The 20,158-nt window shown below is 70.0% G+C and carries 16 protein-coding genes; 11 read left to right on the top strand and 5 right to left on the bottom strand.

What is annotated here, in order from left to right:
- The first annotated feature begins 3 nt into the window (after positions 1-3).
- The 8 genes from ACZ4WS_RS14405 (at position 4) to ACZ4WS_RS14370 (ending at position 7,087) form a co-directional block, all read left to right on the top strand.
- Positions 4-867, top strand: coding sequence for a M24 family metallopeptidase (locus ACZ4WS_RS14405; protein ID WP_467980309.1), 864 nt, complete (start codon positions 4-6; stop codon positions 865-867).
- Positions 864-2,624 carry an SDR family oxidoreductase gene (locus ACZ4WS_RS14400; RefSeq protein WP_467980307.1) on the top strand — a complete coding sequence of 587 codons (1,761 nt, stop codon included), beginning with the start codon at positions 864-866 and terminating at the stop codon, positions 2,622-2,624. Before ACZ4WS_RS14405 ends, ACZ4WS_RS14400 begins: the two co-directional genes overlap by 4 nt.
- Complete coding sequence (locus ACZ4WS_RS14395; protein ID WP_467980306.1) at positions 2,621-2,878, top strand: metal-dependent hydrolase; 258 nt, start codon at positions 2,621-2,623, stop codon at positions 2,876-2,878. Before ACZ4WS_RS14400 ends, ACZ4WS_RS14395 begins: the two co-directional genes overlap by 4 nt.
- 330 nt (positions 2,879-3,208) lie before the next feature.
- Positions 3,209-3,493, top strand: coding sequence for a hypothetical protein (locus tag ACZ4WS_RS14390; RefSeq protein WP_467980304.1), 285 nt, complete (start codon positions 3,209-3,211; stop codon positions 3,491-3,493).
- A gap of 64 nt (positions 3,494-3,557) precedes the next feature.
- Positions 3,558-4,502, top strand: a complete 945-nt coding sequence (locus tag ACZ4WS_RS14385) for a MerR family transcriptional regulator (RefSeq protein ID WP_467980302.1) — start codon at positions 3,558-3,560, stop codon at positions 4,500-4,502.
- 122 nt (positions 4,503-4,624) lie between these two features.
- Entirely contained in the window at positions 4,625-5,173 is a 549-nt protein-coding gene (locus ACZ4WS_RS14380; RefSeq protein ID WP_467980300.1) for an RNA 2'-phosphotransferase, read from the top strand.
- A 46-nt stretch (positions 5,174-5,219) separates the two neighbouring features.
- Complete coding sequence (locus ACZ4WS_RS14375; protein ID WP_467980298.1) at positions 5,220-6,122, top strand: LLM class flavin-dependent oxidoreductase; 903 nt, start codon at positions 5,220-5,222, stop codon at positions 6,120-6,122.
- Between the two features lie 77 nt (positions 6,123-6,199).
- Positions 6,200-7,087, top strand: a complete 888-nt coding sequence (locus ACZ4WS_RS14370) for a Cof-type HAD-IIB family hydrolase (protein ID WP_467980296.1) — start codon at positions 6,200-6,202, stop codon at positions 7,085-7,087.
- A gap of 345 nt (positions 7,088-7,432) precedes the next feature.
- Here ACZ4WS_RS14370 and ACZ4WS_RS14365 read toward each other — a convergent pair whose 3' ends face one another.
- The 4 genes from ACZ4WS_RS14365 to ACZ4WS_RS14350 all read right to left on the bottom strand — a co-directional run bounded on the left by ACZ4WS_RS14365 (position 7,433) and on the right by ACZ4WS_RS14350 (position 15,434).
- A complete protein-coding gene (locus tag ACZ4WS_RS14365) occupies positions 7,433-9,163 on the bottom strand; it encodes a GAF domain-containing sensor histidine kinase (protein WP_467980294.1) in 1,731 nt (576 codons plus the stop codon).
- A 170-nt stretch (positions 9,164-9,333) separates the two neighbouring features.
- Complete coding sequence (cydD, locus tag ACZ4WS_RS14360) at positions 9,334-12,837, bottom strand: thiol reductant ABC exporter subunit CydD (RefSeq protein ID WP_467980292.1); 3,504 nt, start codon at positions 12,835-12,837, stop codon at positions 9,334-9,336.
- A 60-nt stretch (positions 12,838-12,897) separates the two neighbouring features.
- Positions 12,898-13,905 carry a cytochrome d ubiquinol oxidase subunit II gene (gene cydB / locus ACZ4WS_RS14355; protein ID WP_467980290.1) on the bottom strand — a complete coding sequence of 336 codons (1,008 nt, stop codon included), beginning with the start codon at positions 13,903-13,905 and terminating at the stop codon, positions 12,898-12,900.
- A 20-nt stretch (positions 13,906-13,925) separates the two neighbouring features.
- A complete protein-coding gene (locus tag ACZ4WS_RS14350) occupies positions 13,926-15,434 on the bottom strand; it encodes a cytochrome ubiquinol oxidase subunit I (RefSeq protein WP_467980288.1) in 1,509 nt (502 codons plus the stop codon).
- A 211-nt stretch (positions 15,435-15,645) separates the two neighbouring features.
- Between ACZ4WS_RS14350 and ACZ4WS_RS14345 the strand changes: the two genes are divergently transcribed.
- Complete coding sequence (locus ACZ4WS_RS14345) at positions 15,646-16,023, top strand: cyclophilin-like fold protein (protein WP_467980286.1); 378 nt, start codon at positions 15,646-15,648, stop codon at positions 16,021-16,023.
- 13 nt (positions 16,024-16,036) lie between these two features.
- Here ACZ4WS_RS14345 and hisC read toward each other — a convergent pair whose 3' ends face one another.
- Positions 16,037-17,116, bottom strand: coding sequence for a histidinol-phosphate transaminase (hisC, locus tag ACZ4WS_RS14340; RefSeq protein WP_467980284.1), 1,080 nt, complete (start codon positions 17,114-17,116; stop codon positions 16,037-16,039).
- 488 nt (positions 17,117-17,604) lie between these two features.
- On the opposite strand from hisC, the gene ACZ4WS_RS14335 reads away from it, so the two are divergent.
- Together ACZ4WS_RS14335 and ACZ4WS_RS14330 are read left to right on the top strand one after the other, a co-directional pair.
- On the top strand, positions 17,605-18,717 hold the full coding sequence (locus ACZ4WS_RS14335) for a LacI family DNA-binding transcriptional regulator (protein ID WP_467980282.1): 1,113 nt from the start codon (positions 17,605-17,607) through the stop codon (positions 18,715-18,717).
- A 212-nt stretch (positions 18,718-18,929) separates the two neighbouring features.
- Entirely contained in the window at positions 18,930-20,015 is a 1,086-nt protein-coding gene (locus ACZ4WS_RS14330) for a metallophosphoesterase (protein WP_467980536.1), read from the top strand.
- Positions 20,016-20,158 lie beyond the last annotated feature (143 nt).

The following is a 20,158-nucleotide window of genomic DNA, read 5'->3' as shown; positions in this document are numbered from 1 at the left end:
GGCATGAGCTCAGCAGTGGCCTCATCAGAGGTTTCATCAGCGGCCGGACTCTCCGCGGACCTGCGGGGGTTCCGGGAAGTGCAGCGCCTCGCGTACGAGTGCGCGGAGGCGGTCGCGGCGCAGCTGAAACCGGGCGTGACCGAACGCGAAGCGGCGCGCCTGCAGCGTGAGTGGCTGCGCGAGCGCGGGGTGCGCGACTGGTTCCACCTGCCCTTCGCCTGGTTCGGCGACCGCACGGCGTTCGTGAACTTCCGGATCCCGCTCCAGTTCTTCCCCACCAACCGCCGCCTGGAGCCGGGGATGCCGTTCATCCTCGACATGGCCCCTGTGTACAAGGGCTATACGGCGGACATCGGCTACTCGGGCTCCCTCGGGCTGAACCCGGTGCAGGACAAGCTGCTCGCCGACTTGGAGGCGCACCGCGAGCTGATCCTGCGCGAGGTGCGCGAGCGGCGCCCGCTGCGCGAGATCTACGAGGACGTGGACCGACTCATGGTCCGCCAGGGCTATGCGAACCGGCATCGCGCGTATCCGTTCGGCGTGATCGCGCACAAGGTGGACCGGGTGAAGGAGCGTCCCTGGGCGCCGCATCTGTTCGGGTTCGGCACGCAGTCCCTCAAGGGCCTGGCGAGCGACGCGCTGCACGGGCACCGCGACGGCTGGTCGCCGCTGTGGTCTCCGTACAAGTTCTCCGACCATCCGCCCCGGCCGGGGCTGTGGGCGGTCGAACCACACCTCGGATTCCGGGGTACGGGCGCGAAGTTCGAGGAGATCCTGGTCGTCACCGACTCCAAGGACCCTCAAGCGAGCGCGTTCTGGCTGGACGACGATCTGCCGCATGTGCGGCGCTGGGCGGAGGACAAGTGAGTCTCGAGGGCGCGCGCGAGCGCTGGGTGCGGACGGGCGGAGTCGAGCTGTGCGTCGCCGAGCTGGGCGACGAGACACAGCCCACGGTGGTGCTCGTGCACGGATATCCGGACTCCAAGGAGGTGTGGTCCGAGGTGGCGACGCGCCTCGCCGAACGCTTCCATGTGGTGCTGTACGACGTACGGGGACACGGCAGGTCCACGGCGCCGCAGCCGCTGCGCGGCGGGTTCACGCTGGAGAAGCTGACGGACGACTTCCTGGCGGTCGTGGACGCGGTCAGCCCTGACAGACCCGTACATCTGGTGGGGCACGACTGGGGTTCGGTGCAGTCGTGGGAGTTCGTCACGGTCCAGCGCGCCGAGGGCCGGATCGCGTCCTTCACGTCGATGTCCGGCCCGTCCCTCGACCATTTCGGGCACTGGATCAAGCAGCGCATGAAGCGGCCCACCCCGCGCAAGGTCGGCCAGCTCCTCGGCCAGGGCGCCAAGTCCTGGTACGTGTACCTGCTGCACACGCCCGTGCTGCCCGAGCTGGCCTGGCGCGGCCCCCTCGGCAAGCAGTGGCCGAAGATCCTCCAGCGGCTCGAGAAGGTGCCCTCGGGCGACTACCCGACCCCGTCACTGCCGTCGGACGCGGCGCACGGCGCCTGGCTGTACCGCGACAACGTACGGGCCCGGCTCAGCAGGCCACGCCCGGACGCCTACGCGCACGCGCCCGTGCAGCTCATCACGCCCCTGGGGGACGCGTTTCTCTCCGAGCGGCTCTACGACGAGCTGGAGACGTGGGCGCCGCAGCTGGTGCGCCGCACGCTGCCGGCCAAGCACTGGGTTCCGCGTACGCGCCCCGATCAACTGGCGGCCTGGATCACGGAGTTCGTGCACGCCAACGAGGACGGTGTGCCCGTCCGGGACACCCTGCCCACCAGCAAGTACGCGGACCGATTCGGCGGGCAGCTCGTGCTGGTCACCGGCGCGGGCAGCGGCATCGGGCGGGCCACCGCGTTCGCGTTCGCCGAGGCCGGCGCGCGCGTGGTGGCCGTCGACCGGGACGCGGAGGGCGCGGCCCGCACGGCGGAGATGTCCCGGCTGATCGGCTCCCCCGAGGCCTGGGCCGAGACGGTCGACGTGTCCGACGAGCAGGCCATGGAGAAGCTCGCCGAGAAGGTCGCCACCGAGTACGGCGTGGTGGACGTGCTGGTGAACAACGCGGGGATCGGGCTCTCCGGGTCCTTCTTCGACACGACTCCGGAGGACTGGAAGAAGGTCCTCGACGTCAACCTGTGGGGTGTGATCCACGGTTGCCGGCTCTTCGGGAAGCAGATGGCCGAGCGCGGCCAGGGCGGCCACATCGTCAACACCGCGTCGGCAGCGGCGTACCAGCCCTCGAAGGCGCTGCCCGCCTACAGCACCTCCAAGGCGGCCGTGCTGATGTTGAGCGAATGCCTGCGCGCGGAGCTGGCAGGGCAGGGCATCGGCGTCTCGGCGATCTGCCCCGGCTTCGTCAACACGAACATCACCTCGACCGCGCATTTCGCAGGAGTCGACGCCCTTGAGGAGAAGCGGCGCCAGAAGAAGTCGGCGCGGTTGTACGGGCTGCGCAATTACCCGCCGGAGAAGGTCGCCGACGCGATCCTGCGCGCGGTCGTGCGCAACCAGGCGGTCGTCCCCGTCACCCCGGAGGCGCGCGGCGCCCACCTCATGTCCCGCTTCACGCCGAGGGCGCTGCGGGCGATCGCACGAATGGAGCCGCCGCTGTGAGCGAACACCATGCGATCACCCCGAGGCGGGTGTCCTTCGACTGGGAGAAGACCCCGCTCCACTGGATACCGGACGAGCCCACCGCCACCCACGTCATCACCGTGCTGCATCTGCTGCTTCCGGCGGGGGAGCGGTGGTTCGTGCAGGTCTTCAAGGAGGCGCAGCCGCCGGTCGACGACTCCCTCCCCGTCACTCGATGGAGCGATGATCCCACTAGCGGCTTGCAGGGCCCGGCTCTTGCTCAGGTGACGTAGCCCATGCGACCTGGGAAGCCGAGCATGGCGTCGGCGTACGAGGCCCCTGCTCCACCAGTGAGATGGTTCAGGGCCTCCTCGTCGCCTTTGGCCACGTTCATCCGGTCAGGCCGTGAGGGACCCCGCCCGGTCGGGACTGGACCACGGACAGGATCCGTGTCGCCGCCCGGCTGCGAAAGTGGGCGACCAGTGCGTCCAAGACCGTTCGGGGCGCGCCGTTGGCCAGGCCCAGCCTGTCCAACGCTAAGGAACGGTTCATGGGCCAGGAGGTCCCAGCCGGGCAGCGAACTGCCCTCGTACGCCCGGCGGATCACGAGCACGGCGGCCCCCGTGTCCCATGCGCACACCCATGGGCTCGGGGGCGCCGCCTATCTCCCACGCCACGACCCCCAGCTCGCCGGCCGCCTGCGCTACTCGCTCGCCGCCCACAACAGGGCTGTACGCAAGGGGCTGTTGCCCACCTGGAAGGAACTCGGCGCGGCCATACCCCGCTATCTGCGGCGGTCGTACCATCCGTCGCAGGAGGGCTCACTGCGCAGAGCCGTCGAGTATCTGGCACAGTCCCCGGCGGCCCGGACGGCGGCCGGGGTGATCGGGCGGGCGGCCATCGCATAGGGACGGGCTGCCCTCACGCGGACGGGTCTCCCGGGGCGCGGGGCGGCGCGGAAAGGCAGGGAGCGTGAACGACGAGTCGGTCGGTGTCGCGTACCGGATCGAGGACCTGGCGCACCACAGCGGCGCCACCGTCCGGACGATCCGCGCCTATCAGGACCGCGGGCTGCTCCCCCGCCCCGAGCGGCGCGGCCGCGCCAATGTGTACGCGGACGCGCATCTGGCCCGGCTGCGCCAGATCGCCGGCCTCCTCGACCGCGGCTACACGCTGGCTTCCATCAAGGAACTCCTGGAGGCCTGGGACACGGGCCGGGGCCTCGGCGGGATCCTGGGCCTGGTCGCGGAGGTCGACGGGCCATGGACCGACGAGGAGGCCGTACGGATCTCGCGGGCCGAGCTGTTCGAGCGGTTCGGCGGCAGCCCGGACGACGCGGCGGTGGCCGACGCCGTGGAGCTCGGCGTGCTGGAGCCGGTTCCCGGGGACGCTGACTCTTTCGTGGTGCCGAGTCCCCAAGAGCTGGCTGTGGCTGTCGAGTTGTACGCGGCGAGTGTGCCGCTGTCCGCGATCTCCGGCCATTTGCGGGAGTTGAGGGGGCAGGTCGAGCACATCGCCTCCCGTTTCCTGGAGTTCACGACCGAGCATGTCTTCGCGCGCTATCTGGGGGAGCATCCGCCGACCGACGCGGACGCGGCCGAGGCGGCCTCGCTCGTACGACGACTGCGGCCGCTCGCGCAGCAGACGGTGGACGCGGAACTGGCCCGTGCCATGCGGCTGTTCGCCAACCGGCAGCTGCGCCGGCACCTGGGTTCGGGCCAACCCCCGCAATGCAAGGACGAGACGCTTTCCGTGGAGATCCCCGCGGCCACAATGAGGGCTGTGGAGCGGCTGGTTGGCGCCGGACAGGTGGGCGCCTTCGTCACCGCGGCCGCCGAACGGGAGGTGCAGGCCCGGACCTTGGACCACCTCACCTCAAACCATGGCAACCAGACCAAAATTGACGAAATACCCTAAACCGCTGGGCAGTTGTCCACAGATTCGCCAATTCCCCTGTGGATAACCGCACTTGGCTGTGGATCAAACCTCCGAACCAAAATCAAATGCGTGATCAGCATCTCGCCCGGCACCCTGGAGAGATGGATGAAAGACGCACCGTGAAAGTGTCCAAGTACCTCTCGAAGCATCTGCGGCATCAACCCGAACGCATCGGGCTCACGCTCGGCGAGGGCGGCTGGGTCGAGATCGAGGCGCTGATCGCCGCGGCCGCCACGCACGGATTCCGGTTCACGCGCGAGGAGCTCGACCACGTGGTGGCCACGAACGACAAGCGGCGCTTCGCGATCGAGGGCACCCGGATCCGCGCCAGCCAGGGCCACTCCGTCGAGGTCGACCTCGGACTGTCCCCGGCGACCCCGCCCGCGTACCTCTACCACGGGACCGTGGCCCGCAACCTGGACGCGATCCGCGCCGAAGGCCTGCGCCCCATGAACCGGCACGACGTACACCTCTCGCCGGACCGGGACACCGCCACCCGCGTCGGCGCCCGCCGCGGACGGCCCGTCGTCCTCTCCGTCGACGCCGCCGCCATGCACCGCGACGGCCATGTCTTCCACGTCAGTGCGAACGGGGTGTGGCTCACCCGGGCCGTACCGCCGCGGTACCTGCGGTTTCCCGCACCGCACTGATCGGCCGCGGGCACGACCACCCCGCGGCTCCGCTTACGCTCGATGCATGAGTCTGCGTCTGAGCACTGTGATCCTGCCGTACGTCCGCTGGCACGAGGGCGGGCGTTCCGCCTGGCAGCGTGCGGAGCAGCTCGGCTTCCACACCGCGTTCACGTACGACCATCTGTCGTGGCGGACCTTCCGCGACGGCCCGTGGTTCGGAGCCGTCCCGACGCTGACCGCCGCGGCCGCCGTCACCGATCATCTCCGCCTCGGCACGCTCGTGACCTCGCCGAACTTCCGGCACCCGGTGACCCTCGCCAAGGAACTGATCTCCCTCGACGACATCTCGAACGGCCGGGTCACCCTGGGCATCGGCGCGGGCGGCACCGGCTTCGACGCCACGGCACTCGGCCAGGAGCCCTGGACCCCGCGCGAGCGCGCCGACCGCCTCGCCGAGTTCGTCCCCCTGCTCGACCGGCTCCTCACCGAGGACTCCGTCTCCTACAACGGCGACTTCTACTCGGCGCACGAGGCGCGCAACATCCCCGGCTGCGTCCAGCGCCCCCGGCTGCCCTTCGCCGTGGCCGCCACCGGGCCGCGCGGGCTGAAGCTCGCCGCACAGCACGGACAGGCGTGGGTGACGACCGGCGACCCGAAGCTGTACGAGACGGGCACCTCTGAACAGTCGATTCAAGCCATTCGCGGACAGGTCGAGAAGCTGGGCGCCGCCTGCGCCGCGGTCGGCCGTGACGTGGCCGCGATGGACAAGGTTCTGCTCACCGGCTTCACCCCGGACCGCGGCCGTCCGCTGGAGTCCCTCGACGCGTTCGTCGACTTCGCGGGCAAGCACGCCGAGCTGGGCTTCACCGACATCGTGATCCACTGGCCGATCCCCGACTCGGGCTTCGCCGCCGACGAGAAGGTCTTCGAGCAGATCGCCATGGAGGCCCCGGCACAGCTGCGCTGACTTTGACGGGGCGTAACGGCGCTGGTGAGGACGGTAACCACTCACTTGTGCGGACCGGCGCACGCCCGTGCGCGCATATGCGGGAGAATGGGCCGGTGACCTCAGCGACTCGACGGCCCGAGACCCCGGCCTCCACCGTTCCGCCCCGGCTGATCGCCACGGATCTCGACGGCACCCTGTTGCGCGACGACAAGTCGGTGTCCGAGCGCACGATCGCCGCCCTCGCCGCCGCCGAGCAGGCCGGTATCGAGGTGTTCTTCGTCACCGGCCGCCCGGCCCGCTGGATGGATGTGGTCAGCGACCACGTCCACGGGCACGGCCTGGCGATCTGCGGCAACGGCGCGGCCGTGGTCGACCTGCACGGTGGCCCCGGTGCCCACCGCTTCGTCAAGATCCGCGAGTTGGTGCCCGACATCGCGCTCAACGTCATCCGGCGGCTGCGCGGCGCCGCACCCGGCACGGTGTGCGCCGTAGAGCGCACATACGGACTCCACCTGGAACCGGGATACCCCTCGCTGCACATGGAGCCCCCGGAGATCGTCGCGCCCGCCGAGAAGCTCCTCGCCGAGGACGCCCTCGACGCCGATCAGCCGGTGCTCAAGGTGCTCGCCTACCACTACGAGATGGATCCGGACGACTTCCTCACCGTCGCCCGCCATGCCATCGGCGACCGCGCCAATGTCACGCGCTCCAGCCCCAGTGCCCTGCTGGAGATCAGCGGCCCCGGCGTCTCCAAGGCGAGCACCCTCGCACTGTGCTGCGCCGAGCGCGGCATCTCTCCCGAGGAGGTCGTCGCCTTCGGCGACATGCCGAACGACGTCGAGATGCTCACCTGGGCGGGCCAGTCGTACGCGATGGGCAACGCGCATCCCGACGTGATCGCCGCGGCATCCGGGCGCACGGTCGCCAACAACGAGGACGGGGTGGCGGTCGTGATCGAGCGGATGGTCGCGGAGCGGTTGTAGAACCGAGCGGATCGTCGCAGCGGTTGTAGAACCGAGCGAGTTCAGCAGGAGCCGCTGTCTACCGGACCCGGACAATGACAGCGATCGTGTCCCGCCGGATCGGGCATGGTCACGTTCAGGTCGTGCACCTGGGGGACCGGACGCCACGGATGGCGGACGCCACTGGGCCGAACAGGGGCTCGGCTTCGGTGTGTTGACTCCCGTGAACCTGGAGCCGCCTTCGGTGCGTTGCTCCTCGGTCCTGGAGCCCGCCTTCGGTGCGCTGCCCCTCGGTCCTGGAGCCCGCCTTCGGGGCGTTGCTCCTCGGTCCTGGAGAGCCGCTCCGGTCCCGCGGCCCCGGAGTGCTCAGTACGGCGCCTGCCACACCACCGTCGTACCGCCCCCGTCCTCGCCGATCCCGGGCCCGTACCAGCTGTCGCCGCCCAGAGACTCGGCACGGCGCTTGAGGTTCCTCAGGCCGCTGCGCCGGCCGCCGTCGGGGATGCCGACGCCGTCGTCCGCGACGGTCAGCCGGACAGCCGGCCGACCGTCCGGCAGGAGCACGGTCGCGTCGACGACGACGTCGATACGGGACGCCCCGGCGTGCCGGAAGGCGTTGGAGAGGGCCTCGCGCAGGGCCGCGATGAGGTTCTTGCCGGTGAGTTCGCCGACCACCGTGTCGACGGGGCCGACGAAGTGGTGGGAGGGCTTGAAGCCGAGCGGTACGGCGGCCATGTTGATCTCGCGCAGCACGCGGGTGTGCAGCGCCGACGGCACCTCCGCGGGGCTCTGTTGGAGGGCGAAGATGGCGGTGCGGATCTCCTGGATGGTGACGTCGAGTGCGTCGACCGCCTTGCCGACGCCCTCCTGCACCTCGGGCACGACGGACCGGCGCTGGGCGCTCTCCAGCATCATCCCTGTGGCGAACAGCCGCTGGATGACGAGGTCGTGCAGGTCACGGGCGATCCGGTCGCGGTCCTCGTACACCGCGAGCCGCTCCCGGTCGCGCTGCGCCTCGGCCGTCATCAGCGCGAGCGCGGCCTGCGAGGCGAACTGCGCGGCCAGCGTGCGCTCGGTCTCCGTGAACGGACGGCCGCCGCGGACGCGCGGTGTGACGAGGGCCCCGAGCACACGGCCGTCGCTCTGCAACGGCAGCAACATGATCGGCCCGTACTCGCGCGCGAGATCCGTGGCCATCCGCGGGTCGGTGGCCGCGTCCTCGACGAACATGAGCTCCCCGTCGAGGAGTTCCGCCACGAGCCCGCTCTCCGGGGGGATGACCATGCCGAGCGCCTTCGACGGGCGTTCCGAGGCGACGGCGACGATCTCCAGACCGCCCTCTTCGGCGGGCAGCAGCACGATCCCGGCCGCCGAGCCGGAAAGCTGTCGGGCCTGTTCGGCGACAACCTGGAGGGCGTCCTCGGCGTCGTCGGCCGACAGCAGCGCGGTGGTGACGGCCACCGAGCCGTCGATCCAGCGCTCGCGCTGCTTGGCGGCCTCGTACAGACGGGCGTTGCCGATGGCGATGCCCGCCTCCATCGCCAGCACCCGGACCATGTTGAGGTCGTAGTCGTCGAAGGGTCCGCCGCCGCGCTTCTCGCTGAGGTACAGATTCCCGAAGATCTCCCCCTGCACCCGGATCGGGACCCCGAGGAAGCTGCGCATCGGCGGATGGTGTTCCGGGAACCCGCACGAACGCGGATCGTCGGCCACGTTCGCGCGCAGCACCGGCACCGGGTCGTGGATGAGGGCGCCCAGCAGCCCCTTGTGTCCGTCGGGCAGCCGCCCGATCCGCTCGGCGGTCTCCTCGTCGACCCCGTGGTAGACGAAGTCCGCGAGCCCTTCTCCGTCCTCGGCGACGACCCCGATGGCCGCGTACCGCGCGTCCGCCAGCTCGGCCGCCGTCTCGCAGATCCGGTCCAGCGTGGAGTGCAGCTCCAGGCCCGACCCGACCGACCGCATCGCCTCCAGCAGCTGCGGCACCCGCGCGGTCAGCTCGGTGGACAGCCCCTGCAGGCCCCGGTCCGCCCGCGCCGCCGCGTCCAGGCCACCGTCTGGGCCGTCGTCCGGGCCGGGCGAGGCAGGAGCTACTGACATGCCTTGAGGGTAGTTAGTCCCATTTATAAGGGAAAGTCGAGCCCGTGCAAGGGAAAGTCGAGCCCGGCCGGGGAGACGGCGAGGCGGCAGGAAAGCGGGGCAGCAGGACGACGGGGCGGCAGGACGACGGCGAACGCCGCGTCTCCGGCGTGATCCGCCGGACAGCACACCTAGCGCCCCACGGACCCGACCAGCAGATCCCCCGCCGCCTCCCGCTCCACCATCTCCCGCAGCGGGCCCTCGACAGCCGCCAGCTCCGCGTACACACCCCGCTGGACCACACTTCCCTCCGCGAGCACGATCACCTCGTCCACGGCGTCGAGGCCGGCCAGCCGGTGCGTGATCAACAGCGTCGTACGGCCCTCGGTCGCGGCCAGCAGATCGGCGGTGAGCGCGTCGGCCGTCGGCAGGTCGAGATGTTCCGCGGGCTCGTCGAGGACGAGTACGGGAAAGTCGGCGAGTAGCGCCCGCGCCAGCGCGAGCCGCTGACGCTGGCCGCCGGACAGCCGCGCCCCGTGTTCGCCGATCAGCGTGTCGAGCCCGTCGGGCAGCCCGTCCGCCCAGTCCAGGAGCCGGGCCCGGGCGAGCGCGTCGCGCAGTGCGGTCTCGGTCGCGTCCTTCCGCGCCAGCAGCAGGTTCTCGCGCACCGTGCTGTCGAAAAGGTGCGCGTCCTGGGCGCAGAGCCCGACCAGGCGGCGTACCGCGTCCCCGTCCATCGCGTACGCGTCCACACCGCCCAAGGTGTACGTCCCCGCGCCCGCGTCCAGGAACCGCAGCAGCACCTGCGCGAGCGTGGTCTTGCCGGACCCGGAGGGGCCGACGACAGCGACCCTGCGGCCCTGTTCGAGGGTGAGGTCGAGCCCGGCGAGCGCGTCCCGGTCCTGTCCGGTGTGGCGTGCGGCCAGTTCCTTGATCACCAGGGGGAATGCGGACGCGGGCGGCTGCGCCGGGTGTTCCGGTTCGCGTACGGGATCGGGGGCGTCCAGCACCTCGTACACGCGCTCCGCGCTCTTGCGCACCCGCTGGCGGTACTGGACGGCGAGCGGCAGCCCCAGGACGGCCTCGAACGCGGCCAGCGGGATGAGGGCGACGACGGCCATCGCCACGCCGCCCAGCCGCCCGGCGGTGACCGCCTGGGCCCCCACGAGGGCGGTGGCCGTGACGGTCAGCCCGGACGCGAGCGCCGTGAGCCCGTCGCCGAGCGCGGTCGCGGTGGCGGCCCGGGAGGCGATGCGGGTGAGCACGGTGTCGGCCCGCCGCGCCTCGGCGGTACGGGCGGGCAGCGCGCCCGCGACCGTCAACTCGGCCGTTCCCGTGAGCAGATCGGTCACCCGTGTCGCCAGGACGCCGCGAGCGGGAGCGAGCCGGCGTTCGGCGCGGCGCGCCACGGCGCCGGTCACGAGCGGGACGCCCACCCCGGCGGCCAGCAGCCCGACGGCGAGCGCGGCACCGGCCTCGGGCAGCAGCCAGGCGGTGAAGCCCACGGCGGCGGCGGACACGACGACCGCGGCCCCGGCGGGCAGCAGCCACCGCAGCCAGTAGTCCTGCAACGCGTCGACATCGGCGACGAGCCGCGACAGCAGATCACCGCGCCGCGTCGTCCGCAGCCCCGCGGGCGCCAGCCGCTCAAGGCGCCGGTACACGGCGACCCTGGTGTCGGCCAGCATCCGCAGCACCGCGTCGTGTGACACGAGCCGCTCCGCGTACCGGAACACGGCCCGCCCGATCCCGAACGCCCGCGTAGCCGTCACGGCCACCATCAGATACAGCACCGGCGGCTGCTGGGACGCCCGCGAGATGAGCCACCCGGAGGTGGCCATCAGACCGACGGCACTGCCGAGCGCGAGGCTGCCCAGGAGGAGAGCGAGCACGAGCGGCCCACGCCGGGGAACGGCCATGGCACGGACACGGGCGAGCACGCCGCCACTCCGCTGCGGGGCCACGTAGGGGCCTTCGCCGTCGGCCGCGGCCACGCCTTCGAGTTCGACCGGCCGGGGAGGCTGCGCTCCGGCGGCGTCCACGGAGCCGGACACCACGACGGGCGCCCCGGGCTCCAGCCGCACCACCCGGTCCGCCACCCCCAGCAACGCGGGCCGATGCACCACCAGCAACACCGTCCGCCCCACGGCGAGCCGCCGCACCGCCTCCACGACCTCCGCCTCGGTCGCCCCGTCCAGCGAAGCCGTCGGCTCGTCGAGGAGCAGTACCGGACGGTCCGCGAGGAACGCCCGTGCCAGGGCGAGGCGTTGACGCTGACCGGCGGACAGCCCGGCCCCGTCCTCACCGAGGACCGTGTCGACCCCGTCGGGCAGCGCGTCGACGAAGCCCGCGGCGCCCGCGTCGACAAGCGCCCGCCGCAGCGCCGCGTCGTCCGCGTCGGGACGCGCCAGCCGTACGTTCTCGGCGATGGACCCGGCGTAGAGATGGGGCCGCTGCGGCACCCAGGCGACCCGCGAGCGCCACTCCGCCAGGTCGGCCTCGGCAAGATCGACTCCCCCGACCCGCACCCGGCCCTCGGCGGGCTCCACGAACCCCAGCAGTACGTTCAACAGTGTCGACTTGCCCACCCCGCTCGGCCCCACGAGGGCGACCGTCTCACCGGGCTCGACCGTGAACGAGACGTCCGAGACCGCGTCCCCGGAGCGCCCCGGGTACCGCACGGTCACACCCTCGAAGCCGATCTCCCCCGCGGGCAAGGAAAGCGAGCCACCGGCCCGCACCGGCGTCTCCAGCACGGAGAAGATCTCCTCGGCCGCCGCGAGCCCCTCGGCGGCGGCGTGGTACTGCGCCCCCACCTGCCGCAGTGGCAGATACGCCTCGGGCGCGAGGACGAGGATGACGAGCCCCACATACAGGTCCATCTCGCCGTGGACGAGCCGCATCCCGATGGTCACCGCGACCAGCGCGACCGAGATCGTGGCGAGCAGCTCCAGCGCGAAGGACGACAGGAAGGCGATCCGCAGCGTCCGCATGGTCGCCAGCCGGTACTCGCCGGTGATCCGTCGGATCGACTCGGCCTGCGCCTTGGCCCGGCCGAACACCTTGAGCGTCGGCAGCCCCGCGACCACATCCAGGAAGTGGCCCGAAAGCCGTGACAGCATCCGCCACTGACGGTCCATCTGGGACCGAGTCGCCCAGCCGATCAGCACCATGAAGAGGGGGATGAGCGGCAGCGTGCCGATGATGATCGCCGCCGACACCCAGTCCTCGGTGACGATCCGCGCGAGGACGGCCACCGGAACCACCACCGCGAGCCCCAACTGCGGCAGATAGCGCGAGAAGTAGTCGTCGAGCGCGTCGACTCCCCGCGTGGCCAGGGCGACCAGCGAGCCCGTCCGCTGCCCGCTCAGCCACCCGGGGCCGAGCTGCGCGGCCCGCTCCAGCAGCCGTCCCCGCAACTCCGACTTGACCGCCGCGCTGGCTCGGTGCGCGGCGAGTTCGGTGAGCCAGGAGACGACCGCCCGGCCGATCGCGACCACTGCCAGCAACACCAGCGGTGTCCGGAGCTCGCCGGCCGAGAGTCCGTGCTGGAAGGCGCCGACCACGACCTCGGCGATGAGCATCGCCTGGGCAATGACCAGCGCCGCCCCGGCGACCCCCAGACCGACGACCGCCGCGAGAAAGTGGCGAGTGGCGCGGGCGTACCGAAGCAGACGCGGGTCGATCGGTTTCACGTGAAACACACCCTTGGCTCATCGGGCATGTTTCACGTGAAACATGCCCTTAGGTCGGATTCAGTGCGCGGCATCCGCGGCGATGTGCTGCGTACCGATCCGCTTGCGGAACACCCAGTACGTCCACGACTGGTAGAGCAGGACGATCGGCGTGGCGATGCCCGCGCACCAGGTCATGATCTTCAGGGTGTACGGGCTCGACGACGCGTTGGTGACCGTCAGGCTCCAGTCGTCATTGAGCGAGGACGGCATGACGTTCGGGAAGAGCGACAGGAACAGCATCGCGACGGCCGCCACGACGGTGAGCCCCGACAGCATGAACGCCCAGCCCTCACGGCCAGCGTTGACCGCCACCAGCGACGCGACGAGCGCGACCACGGCCACCACCAGTGCGACCAGCGACTTGGCGTCACCGTTCTCGGCCTGGGTCCAGAGCAGGAAGATCAGCGCCAATACGGCTGCCACAAGACCGAGTTGCAGTGCCAGCTTCCGCGCGCGCTCACGGATGTCCCCGACGGTCTTGAGCCCGACGAACACCGTTCCGTGGAAAGTGAACAGCGTCAGCGTGACCAGTCCGCCGAGGATCGCGTACGGGTTGAGCAGATCCCAGAGGTTGCCCACGTACTCGAAGTTCTTGTCGATCTTCACTCCGCGCACGATGTTGCCGAAGGCCACGCCCCACAGGAACGCCGGGATCAGCGAGGTCCAGAAGATCGCGGTCTCCCAGTTGCGCTGCCAGTTCTCCTCGGGCCGCTTCGCCCGGTACTCGAAGGCGACACCGCGCACGATCAGGCAGACCAGAATGATCAGCAGCGGCAGATAGAAGCCGGAGAAGAGCGTGGCGTACCACTCGGGGAAGGCGGCGAAGGTCGCGCCGCCCGCCGTGAGCAGCCACACCTCGTTGCCGTCCCAGACGGGACCGATCGTGTTGATCAGCACCCGCTTCTCGATGCGGTCGCGGGCCAGCAGTTTGGTGAGGATGCCGACTCCGAAGTCGAAGCCCTCCAGGAAGAAGTAGCCGATCCAGAGGACCGCGATGAGTACGAACCAGACGTCGTGAAGTTCCATGACTCAGCAGCTCCCTGGGCCTAGTAGGAGAAGGCCATCGGCTTGTCGGCGTCTTGGGAGTCGCCGCCGATCTTGGTGGGTGGGTTGAGGTCGGCCTCGGTGAGCTCGGGGGGTCCGGCCTTGACGTACTTCACGAGCAGCTTGACCTCGACGACAGCGAGGATCGCGTAGAGCGTCGTGAAGACGATCATCGAGGTGAGCACCTCGCCCTGCGAGACACCGGGGGAGACCGCTTGCCGGGTCTGCAGGACGCCGTAGACGACCCACGGCTGACGGCCCATCTCGGTGAAGATCCAGCCCCAGGAGTTGGCGATCAGCGGGAAGCCCAGGGTCAGGATCGCGATGCGCCAGTACCACTTGGTGAGCGTCGGGCCGAGGGCCTTGTTCTTGAAGAGGACGAGTTGCGGCACCTCGTCGTCGCCGACCCTCAAGTGCTGCGGCAGCATGAACTTCTTGCGGGTCAGCCAGAGTCCGACCAGGCCGATCGCGAAGGACGCCATGCCGAAGCCGATCATCCAGCGGAACGCCCAGAAGGTGACGGGGATGATGGGGCGATAGTCGCCGGGACCGTACTTCGCCTGCTCGGCCTTGTTGGTGTCGTTGATGCCGGGGACATACGAGCTGAAGTCGTCGTCGGCGAGGAACGACAGTATCCCCGGGATGGACAGCTCGACGGTGTTGTGCCCCTTGCTGACGTCCCCGTACGCGAAGATCGAGAACGGCGCGGAGTCCTGACCGTCCCACAGCGCCTCGGCGGCGGCCATCTTCATCGGCTGCTGCTTGAACATGACCTTGCCGAGGGTGTCACCGCTGATCGCGGTGAGCAGTCCGGCGATGACCACGGTGACCAGCCCCAGCCGCAGCGAGGTCTTCATCACGGAGACGTGCTTCTTGCGGAACAGGTGGAAGGCGGCGATGCCGACGATGAAGGCGCCGCCAGTCAGGAAGGACGCCGAGAGTGTGTGGAAGAACTGGGCGAGCGCGGTGTTCTGGGTCAGCACGTGCCAGAAGTCGGTGAGTTCGGCACGCCCCTTCACCTTGTTGATCTTGTAGCCGACGGGGTGCTGCATCCACGAGTTGGCCGCGAGGATGAAGTACGCCGACAGGATCGTGCCGATCGAGACCATCCAGATGCAGGCGAGGTGGAGCTTCTTCGGCAGCTTGTCCCAGCCGAAGATCCACAGCCCGATGAAGGTGGACTCGAAGAAGAAGGCGATCAGGGCTTCGAAAGCGAGCGGGGCACCGAAGATGTCGCCGACAAAGCGCGAGTAGTCGGACCAGTTCATGCCGAACTGGAACTCCTGCACGATGCCAGTGACGACGCCCATCGCGATGTTGATCAGGAAGAGCTTGCCCCAGAACTTGGTGGCCCTGAGGTACTTCTCTTTCTCCGTGCGCACCCAGGCCGTCTGCAGGCCGGCGGTGAGCGCGGCGAGCGAGATCGTCAGGGGGACGAAGAGGAAGTGGTAGACGGTGGTGATGCCGAACTGCCATCGCGCCAGAGTCTCCGGCGCCAAAGCCAATTCCACGTCGTCAGTCTCCTTACGTCGCCGTGGTACAGCGGCAGTTTGCCCCCTTTGTCACACACATAACGGGAGCAACCGGGACACGTTTGTGAACGCGTTCACATTCACAAGCAATTATGACGCACCGGCTTTCGACCTTCGAAGGGGGGTCCCCTCTTACGTCACCCCCCGGGCCCCCTTGGCAGGAACTTCAACATATTGTTGAATCCGCCGCATGCAGATACGGATCTCCTGGCCCGCGGGACACCTCACCGCGACCCTCGGCGACACCCCGACCGCCCTGGCCCTCGCCCAGGCGCTGCCGCTCGCCTCCACCGCCCGCACCTGGGGCGAGGAGGTCTACTTCGACACCGGCGTCTCCGTCGCCCTCGAGGACGGCGCCCAACAGGTCGTCGAACCCGGCACGGTGGCCTTCTGGACCGACGGCGACGCCCTCGCGCTCCCTTACGGGCCCACACCGATCTCGCGAGGCGACGAGTGCCGCCTCGCGAGCCCGTGCAACGTCCTCGGCCGTCTCGACGGCGACCCGGGCCACCTGGCCACGGTGCGCGACGGCGACCCCGTCCGCGTAGAACTCGTAGAGAACGTCTAGTGCTTGTGGGCCACTACAGCTCCTTGCGGAACCCTTCCGTCACCTTCAGGAAGATGTCGTTCGCCTCCGACTCGCCGATCGTCACGCGGACTCCCTCCCCGGCGAAGGGCCGCACGACAACTCCGGCCTGCTCGCAGGTGGCGGCGAAGTCGAGCGTGCGCTCCCCCAGCCGCAGCCAGACGAAGTTGGCCTGCGTCTCGGGCACCGTCCAGCCCTGCCCGCGCAGCGCCTCGACCACACGGACGCGCTCGCACACCAGCGAGCCGACCCGGCCGAGCAGTTCGTCCTCGGCGCGCAGGCTCGCCACGGCGGCGTCCTGGGCCAGCTGGCTCACGCCGAAGGGCACCGCCGTCTTGCGCAGCGCCGCGGCGACCGGCTCATGGGCGATCGCGAAGCCGACCCGGAGACCGGCGAGCCCATAGGCCTTGGAGAAGGTACGCAGCACACACACGTTGGGCCGGTCGCGGTAGATCGCGACGCCGTCGGGGACCTCCACGTCGCGGATGAACTCCCGGTACGCCTCGTCCAGGACGACGAGCACGTCACTGGGCACCCGGTCGAGGAAGCGCTCCAGCTCGGCCCGGCGCACCACCGTGCCGGTCGGGTTGTTCGGGTTGCAGATGAAGATCAGCCGGGTCCGGTCGGTGATCGCGTCCGCCATCGCGTCCAGGTCGTGCACCTCACCCGGCGTCAGCGGCACCCGCACCGAGGTCGCCCCGCTGATCTGCGTGATGATCGGGTACGCCTCGAAGGACCGCCAGGCGTAGATGACCTCGTCGCCCGGACCGCTCGTGGCCTGCAGCAGCTGCTGCGCGACCCCGACCGAGCCGGTGCCGGTGGCCAGGTGCGAGAGGGGGACGCCGAAACGGTCCGACAACTCGTTCATCAGTCCGGTGCAGGCCATGTCCGGGTAGCGGTTGAAGGACCCGGTCGCGGCGGTCACGCTCTCGATCACGCCGGGCAGCGGCGGATACGGGTTCTCGTTGGACGACAGCTTGTAGGCCACCGGACCGCCGGCCGCGGCAGGCTTGCCGGGCTTGTAGGTGGGGATACCCTCCAGCTCGGCACGCAGCTTGGGGCTCGTCTCGCTCACCGCAGTCCTCCTCGTGACCACCAGCGGCTCAGGACCACCACCGGCTACCAATGCTTCTTACCTTATGAGGATTCGGCGCCGCTGCGAATGGGCTGTGGACAACCGAACAGCAACCGGACGGCAACCGGACGCGGCTCGGCGCTCACCCTCGCACGGCCCGAAGGCGCCCTCGTGATCATCCTCGTACGGCTGAGTGGTCATCCTCATACGAAGGCGTACGAAATAGGGGGGCGCGCCGCCCGGCCGCGCACGCGCCGGTGGCTCACGCCGTGGCGCGCATCACCCGTGAAGGTGAGTTGAGACCTCTTCGAAACATGGCCCACTTGGCAGGCCCATGCGCGCCGACAAGTCACGTACTGCCATTGTATCGTTCAACATCCTTTGTTTCCAAGGGAGTTGACCCATGTCGACCATGCAGAAACGTGCCTGTCAACGCGTGCATATGCGTCCGCACTACCCCACCGCATGAGCCCTACTATCGGCTCGCCATGACAGCAGCAGGGAAGCACCAGGTGAGCCGGGCGGAGACCTCCCGCCGCGGCGGTCGACCGGGCCGGGCAGGCATCAGAGACGTGGCCGCGGCCGCAGGAGTCTCCATCACGACGGTCTCCGACGCCCTCAACGGCAAGGGCCGGCTCCCGGACGCCACCCGACGCCACGTCCGCGAGGTCGCCGACCGGCTGGGCTATCGCCCGTCGGCCGCGGCCCGAACCCTCCGTACCGGCAAGTCGGGCCTCATCGGCCTGACCGTGACGACGTACGGGGATGAACCCTTCACCTTCACCGAGTTCGCGTACTTCGCGGAGATGGCGAGAGCCGCCACCTCGGCCGCGCTCGCCCGGGGCTACGCCCTGGTCATCCTCCCCGCGACCTCGCGCCACGACGTGTGGTCGAACGTCGCCCTGGACGGAACCGTGGTCATCGACCCGTCCGACCAGGACCCGGTCGTCAGCGAGCTGGTCCGCCAGGGTTTACCGGTCGTCTCCGACGGCCGCCCGGCGGGCTCCCTCCCGGTCACCGCCTGGGTGGACAACGACCACGAGGCCGCGGTCCTGGGCATCCTCGACCACCTGGCCGACGCCGGCGCCCGCCGGATCGGCCTCCTCACCGGCACCTCCACGGACACGTACACCCACCTCTCCACCACCGCATACCTGCGCTGGTGCGAGCGGGTCGGCCAGGATCCGGTGTACGAGGCCTACCCGGCGCACGATCCGTGCGCGGGAGCCGTCGCCGCCGACCGGCTGCTGGCCCGGCCCGACCGCCCCGACGCCGTCTACGGACTCTTCGACCCCAACGGCACCGACCTGCTGGCCGCGGCCCGGCGCTACGGCCTGCGCGTACCGGACGACCTGCTGCTCGTCTGCTGCAGTGAGTCCACCGTCTACGCCAACACCGAACCGCCCATCACGACGCTCTCCCTCAAACCGCGCCGGATCGGTACGGCCGTGGTCCAGCTCCTCATCGACGCCATCGAGGGGGTCGAATCGGACCAGCCGGTCGAACAGGTGATACCGACGGAGCTGATCGTGCGGACCTCCTCCGAACGCCGTCCACCCCGTACGACGGTCAGTCCGCCCCGATCACCCGAGGAGGGGTGACGCCCGGTTCGCGCGACGAGGTTGACGCCCGGTGAAGAAAGGGCGGGGAAAGCCCCGCCCAATTCGGGCGAAAACCGCGGTGAACTGGGCTCCTACTCCGATTCACCACCCCTGGGTCATCACATGGCGCGATCCGCATTCCTATGATGGGCGGACGACACCGCGGGCCGCTGCGACCAGGCAGTCCGATCCGGTGCAGATGCGGCGCGATGGTGGTGGAGGGGTCGATGACTCAGGGGGCCGGTCAGGGACCCGAGGTGGTGCGGACGGCGACGTTGCGCGACTTCCGGGTGCCCGCGTACGTCCACGAGACCGGTCCGTACGCGCAGAGCACGCCCCCGGGGGAGGACGCCAGGCCTGCCGAGGGCCCCGAGGGCTACACGCCCACGCGGCGCGATCTGCCCGTCATCAACCGGGGTGACACGGTTCAGGTGGTCATCGACCCAGAGTCCGTGCCAGGACCGCAGCCCGGCGACGGGCCGGGTCCGCTGTACGTCGTCGGTGACGTGCACGGGTATCTCGACCAGCTGGTCGCCGCGCTCCAGGAGCAGGGCCTCATCGACGCCGCGGGCAACTGGTCCGCCGGGACCGCGCGCCTGTGGTTCCTCGGCGACTTCACCGACCGCGGCCCGGACGGCATCGGCGTGATCGACCTCGTGATGCGGCTGTCCGCCGAGGCGGCCGCGGCCGGCGGCTACTGCAAGGCGCTCATGGGCAACCACGAGCTGCTGCTGCTCGGCGCCAAGCGCTTCGGCGACACCCCCGTCAACTCCGGCGCGGGCACCGCCACCTTCCAGGCGGCCTGGCTGCTCAACGGCGGCCAGAAGACCGACATGGACCGCCTCCAGGACCACCACCTCCAGTGGATGGCCCGCCTCGACGCCATGGAGCAGGTCGACGGACACCTCCTGGTGCACTCCGACACCACCGCCTACCTCGACTACGGCGACTCCATCGAAGCGGTCAACGACACCGTCCGCGAAACCCTCACTCGCAACGACGCGGACGAGTGCTGGGACCTCTTCCGCAAGTTCACCAAGCGCTTCGCCTTCCGCGACGACGGGGGCGCCGAGGCCGTACGGTCCCTGCTGGACACCTACGGCGGCACCCGCATCGTCCATGGTCACAGCCCCATTCCGTACCTCTTGGGCGAGGTCGGCTCGGAGGACGGCGAGGACAGCGCGGGCCCCGTGGTCGAGGGACCACATCTTTACGCCGCCGGGCTGGCCATCGCGATGGACGGCGGAGTGACCATGGCCGGAAAGCTGCTGGTCCAGCAACTTCCTCTGGATAGCTGAGCGTTCACCGGGCAGGCGTCCCCCCAAGGAGGACTGCGCCGGCCAGGGGGCAATTTCTGGAAACCCCCTGTCACGGCGTGCCGTCACCGCTCTACCATCGGCTTATCCGTAGCAGGCTCCCCTCCGTTTCTGCCCGACGGCTC

Source organism: Streptomyces sp. NPDC029292 (assembly GCF_055569295.1).
Note: the sequence above shows the minus strand (reverse complement) of the source record. Positions and strands in the feature narration are given on the sequence as shown.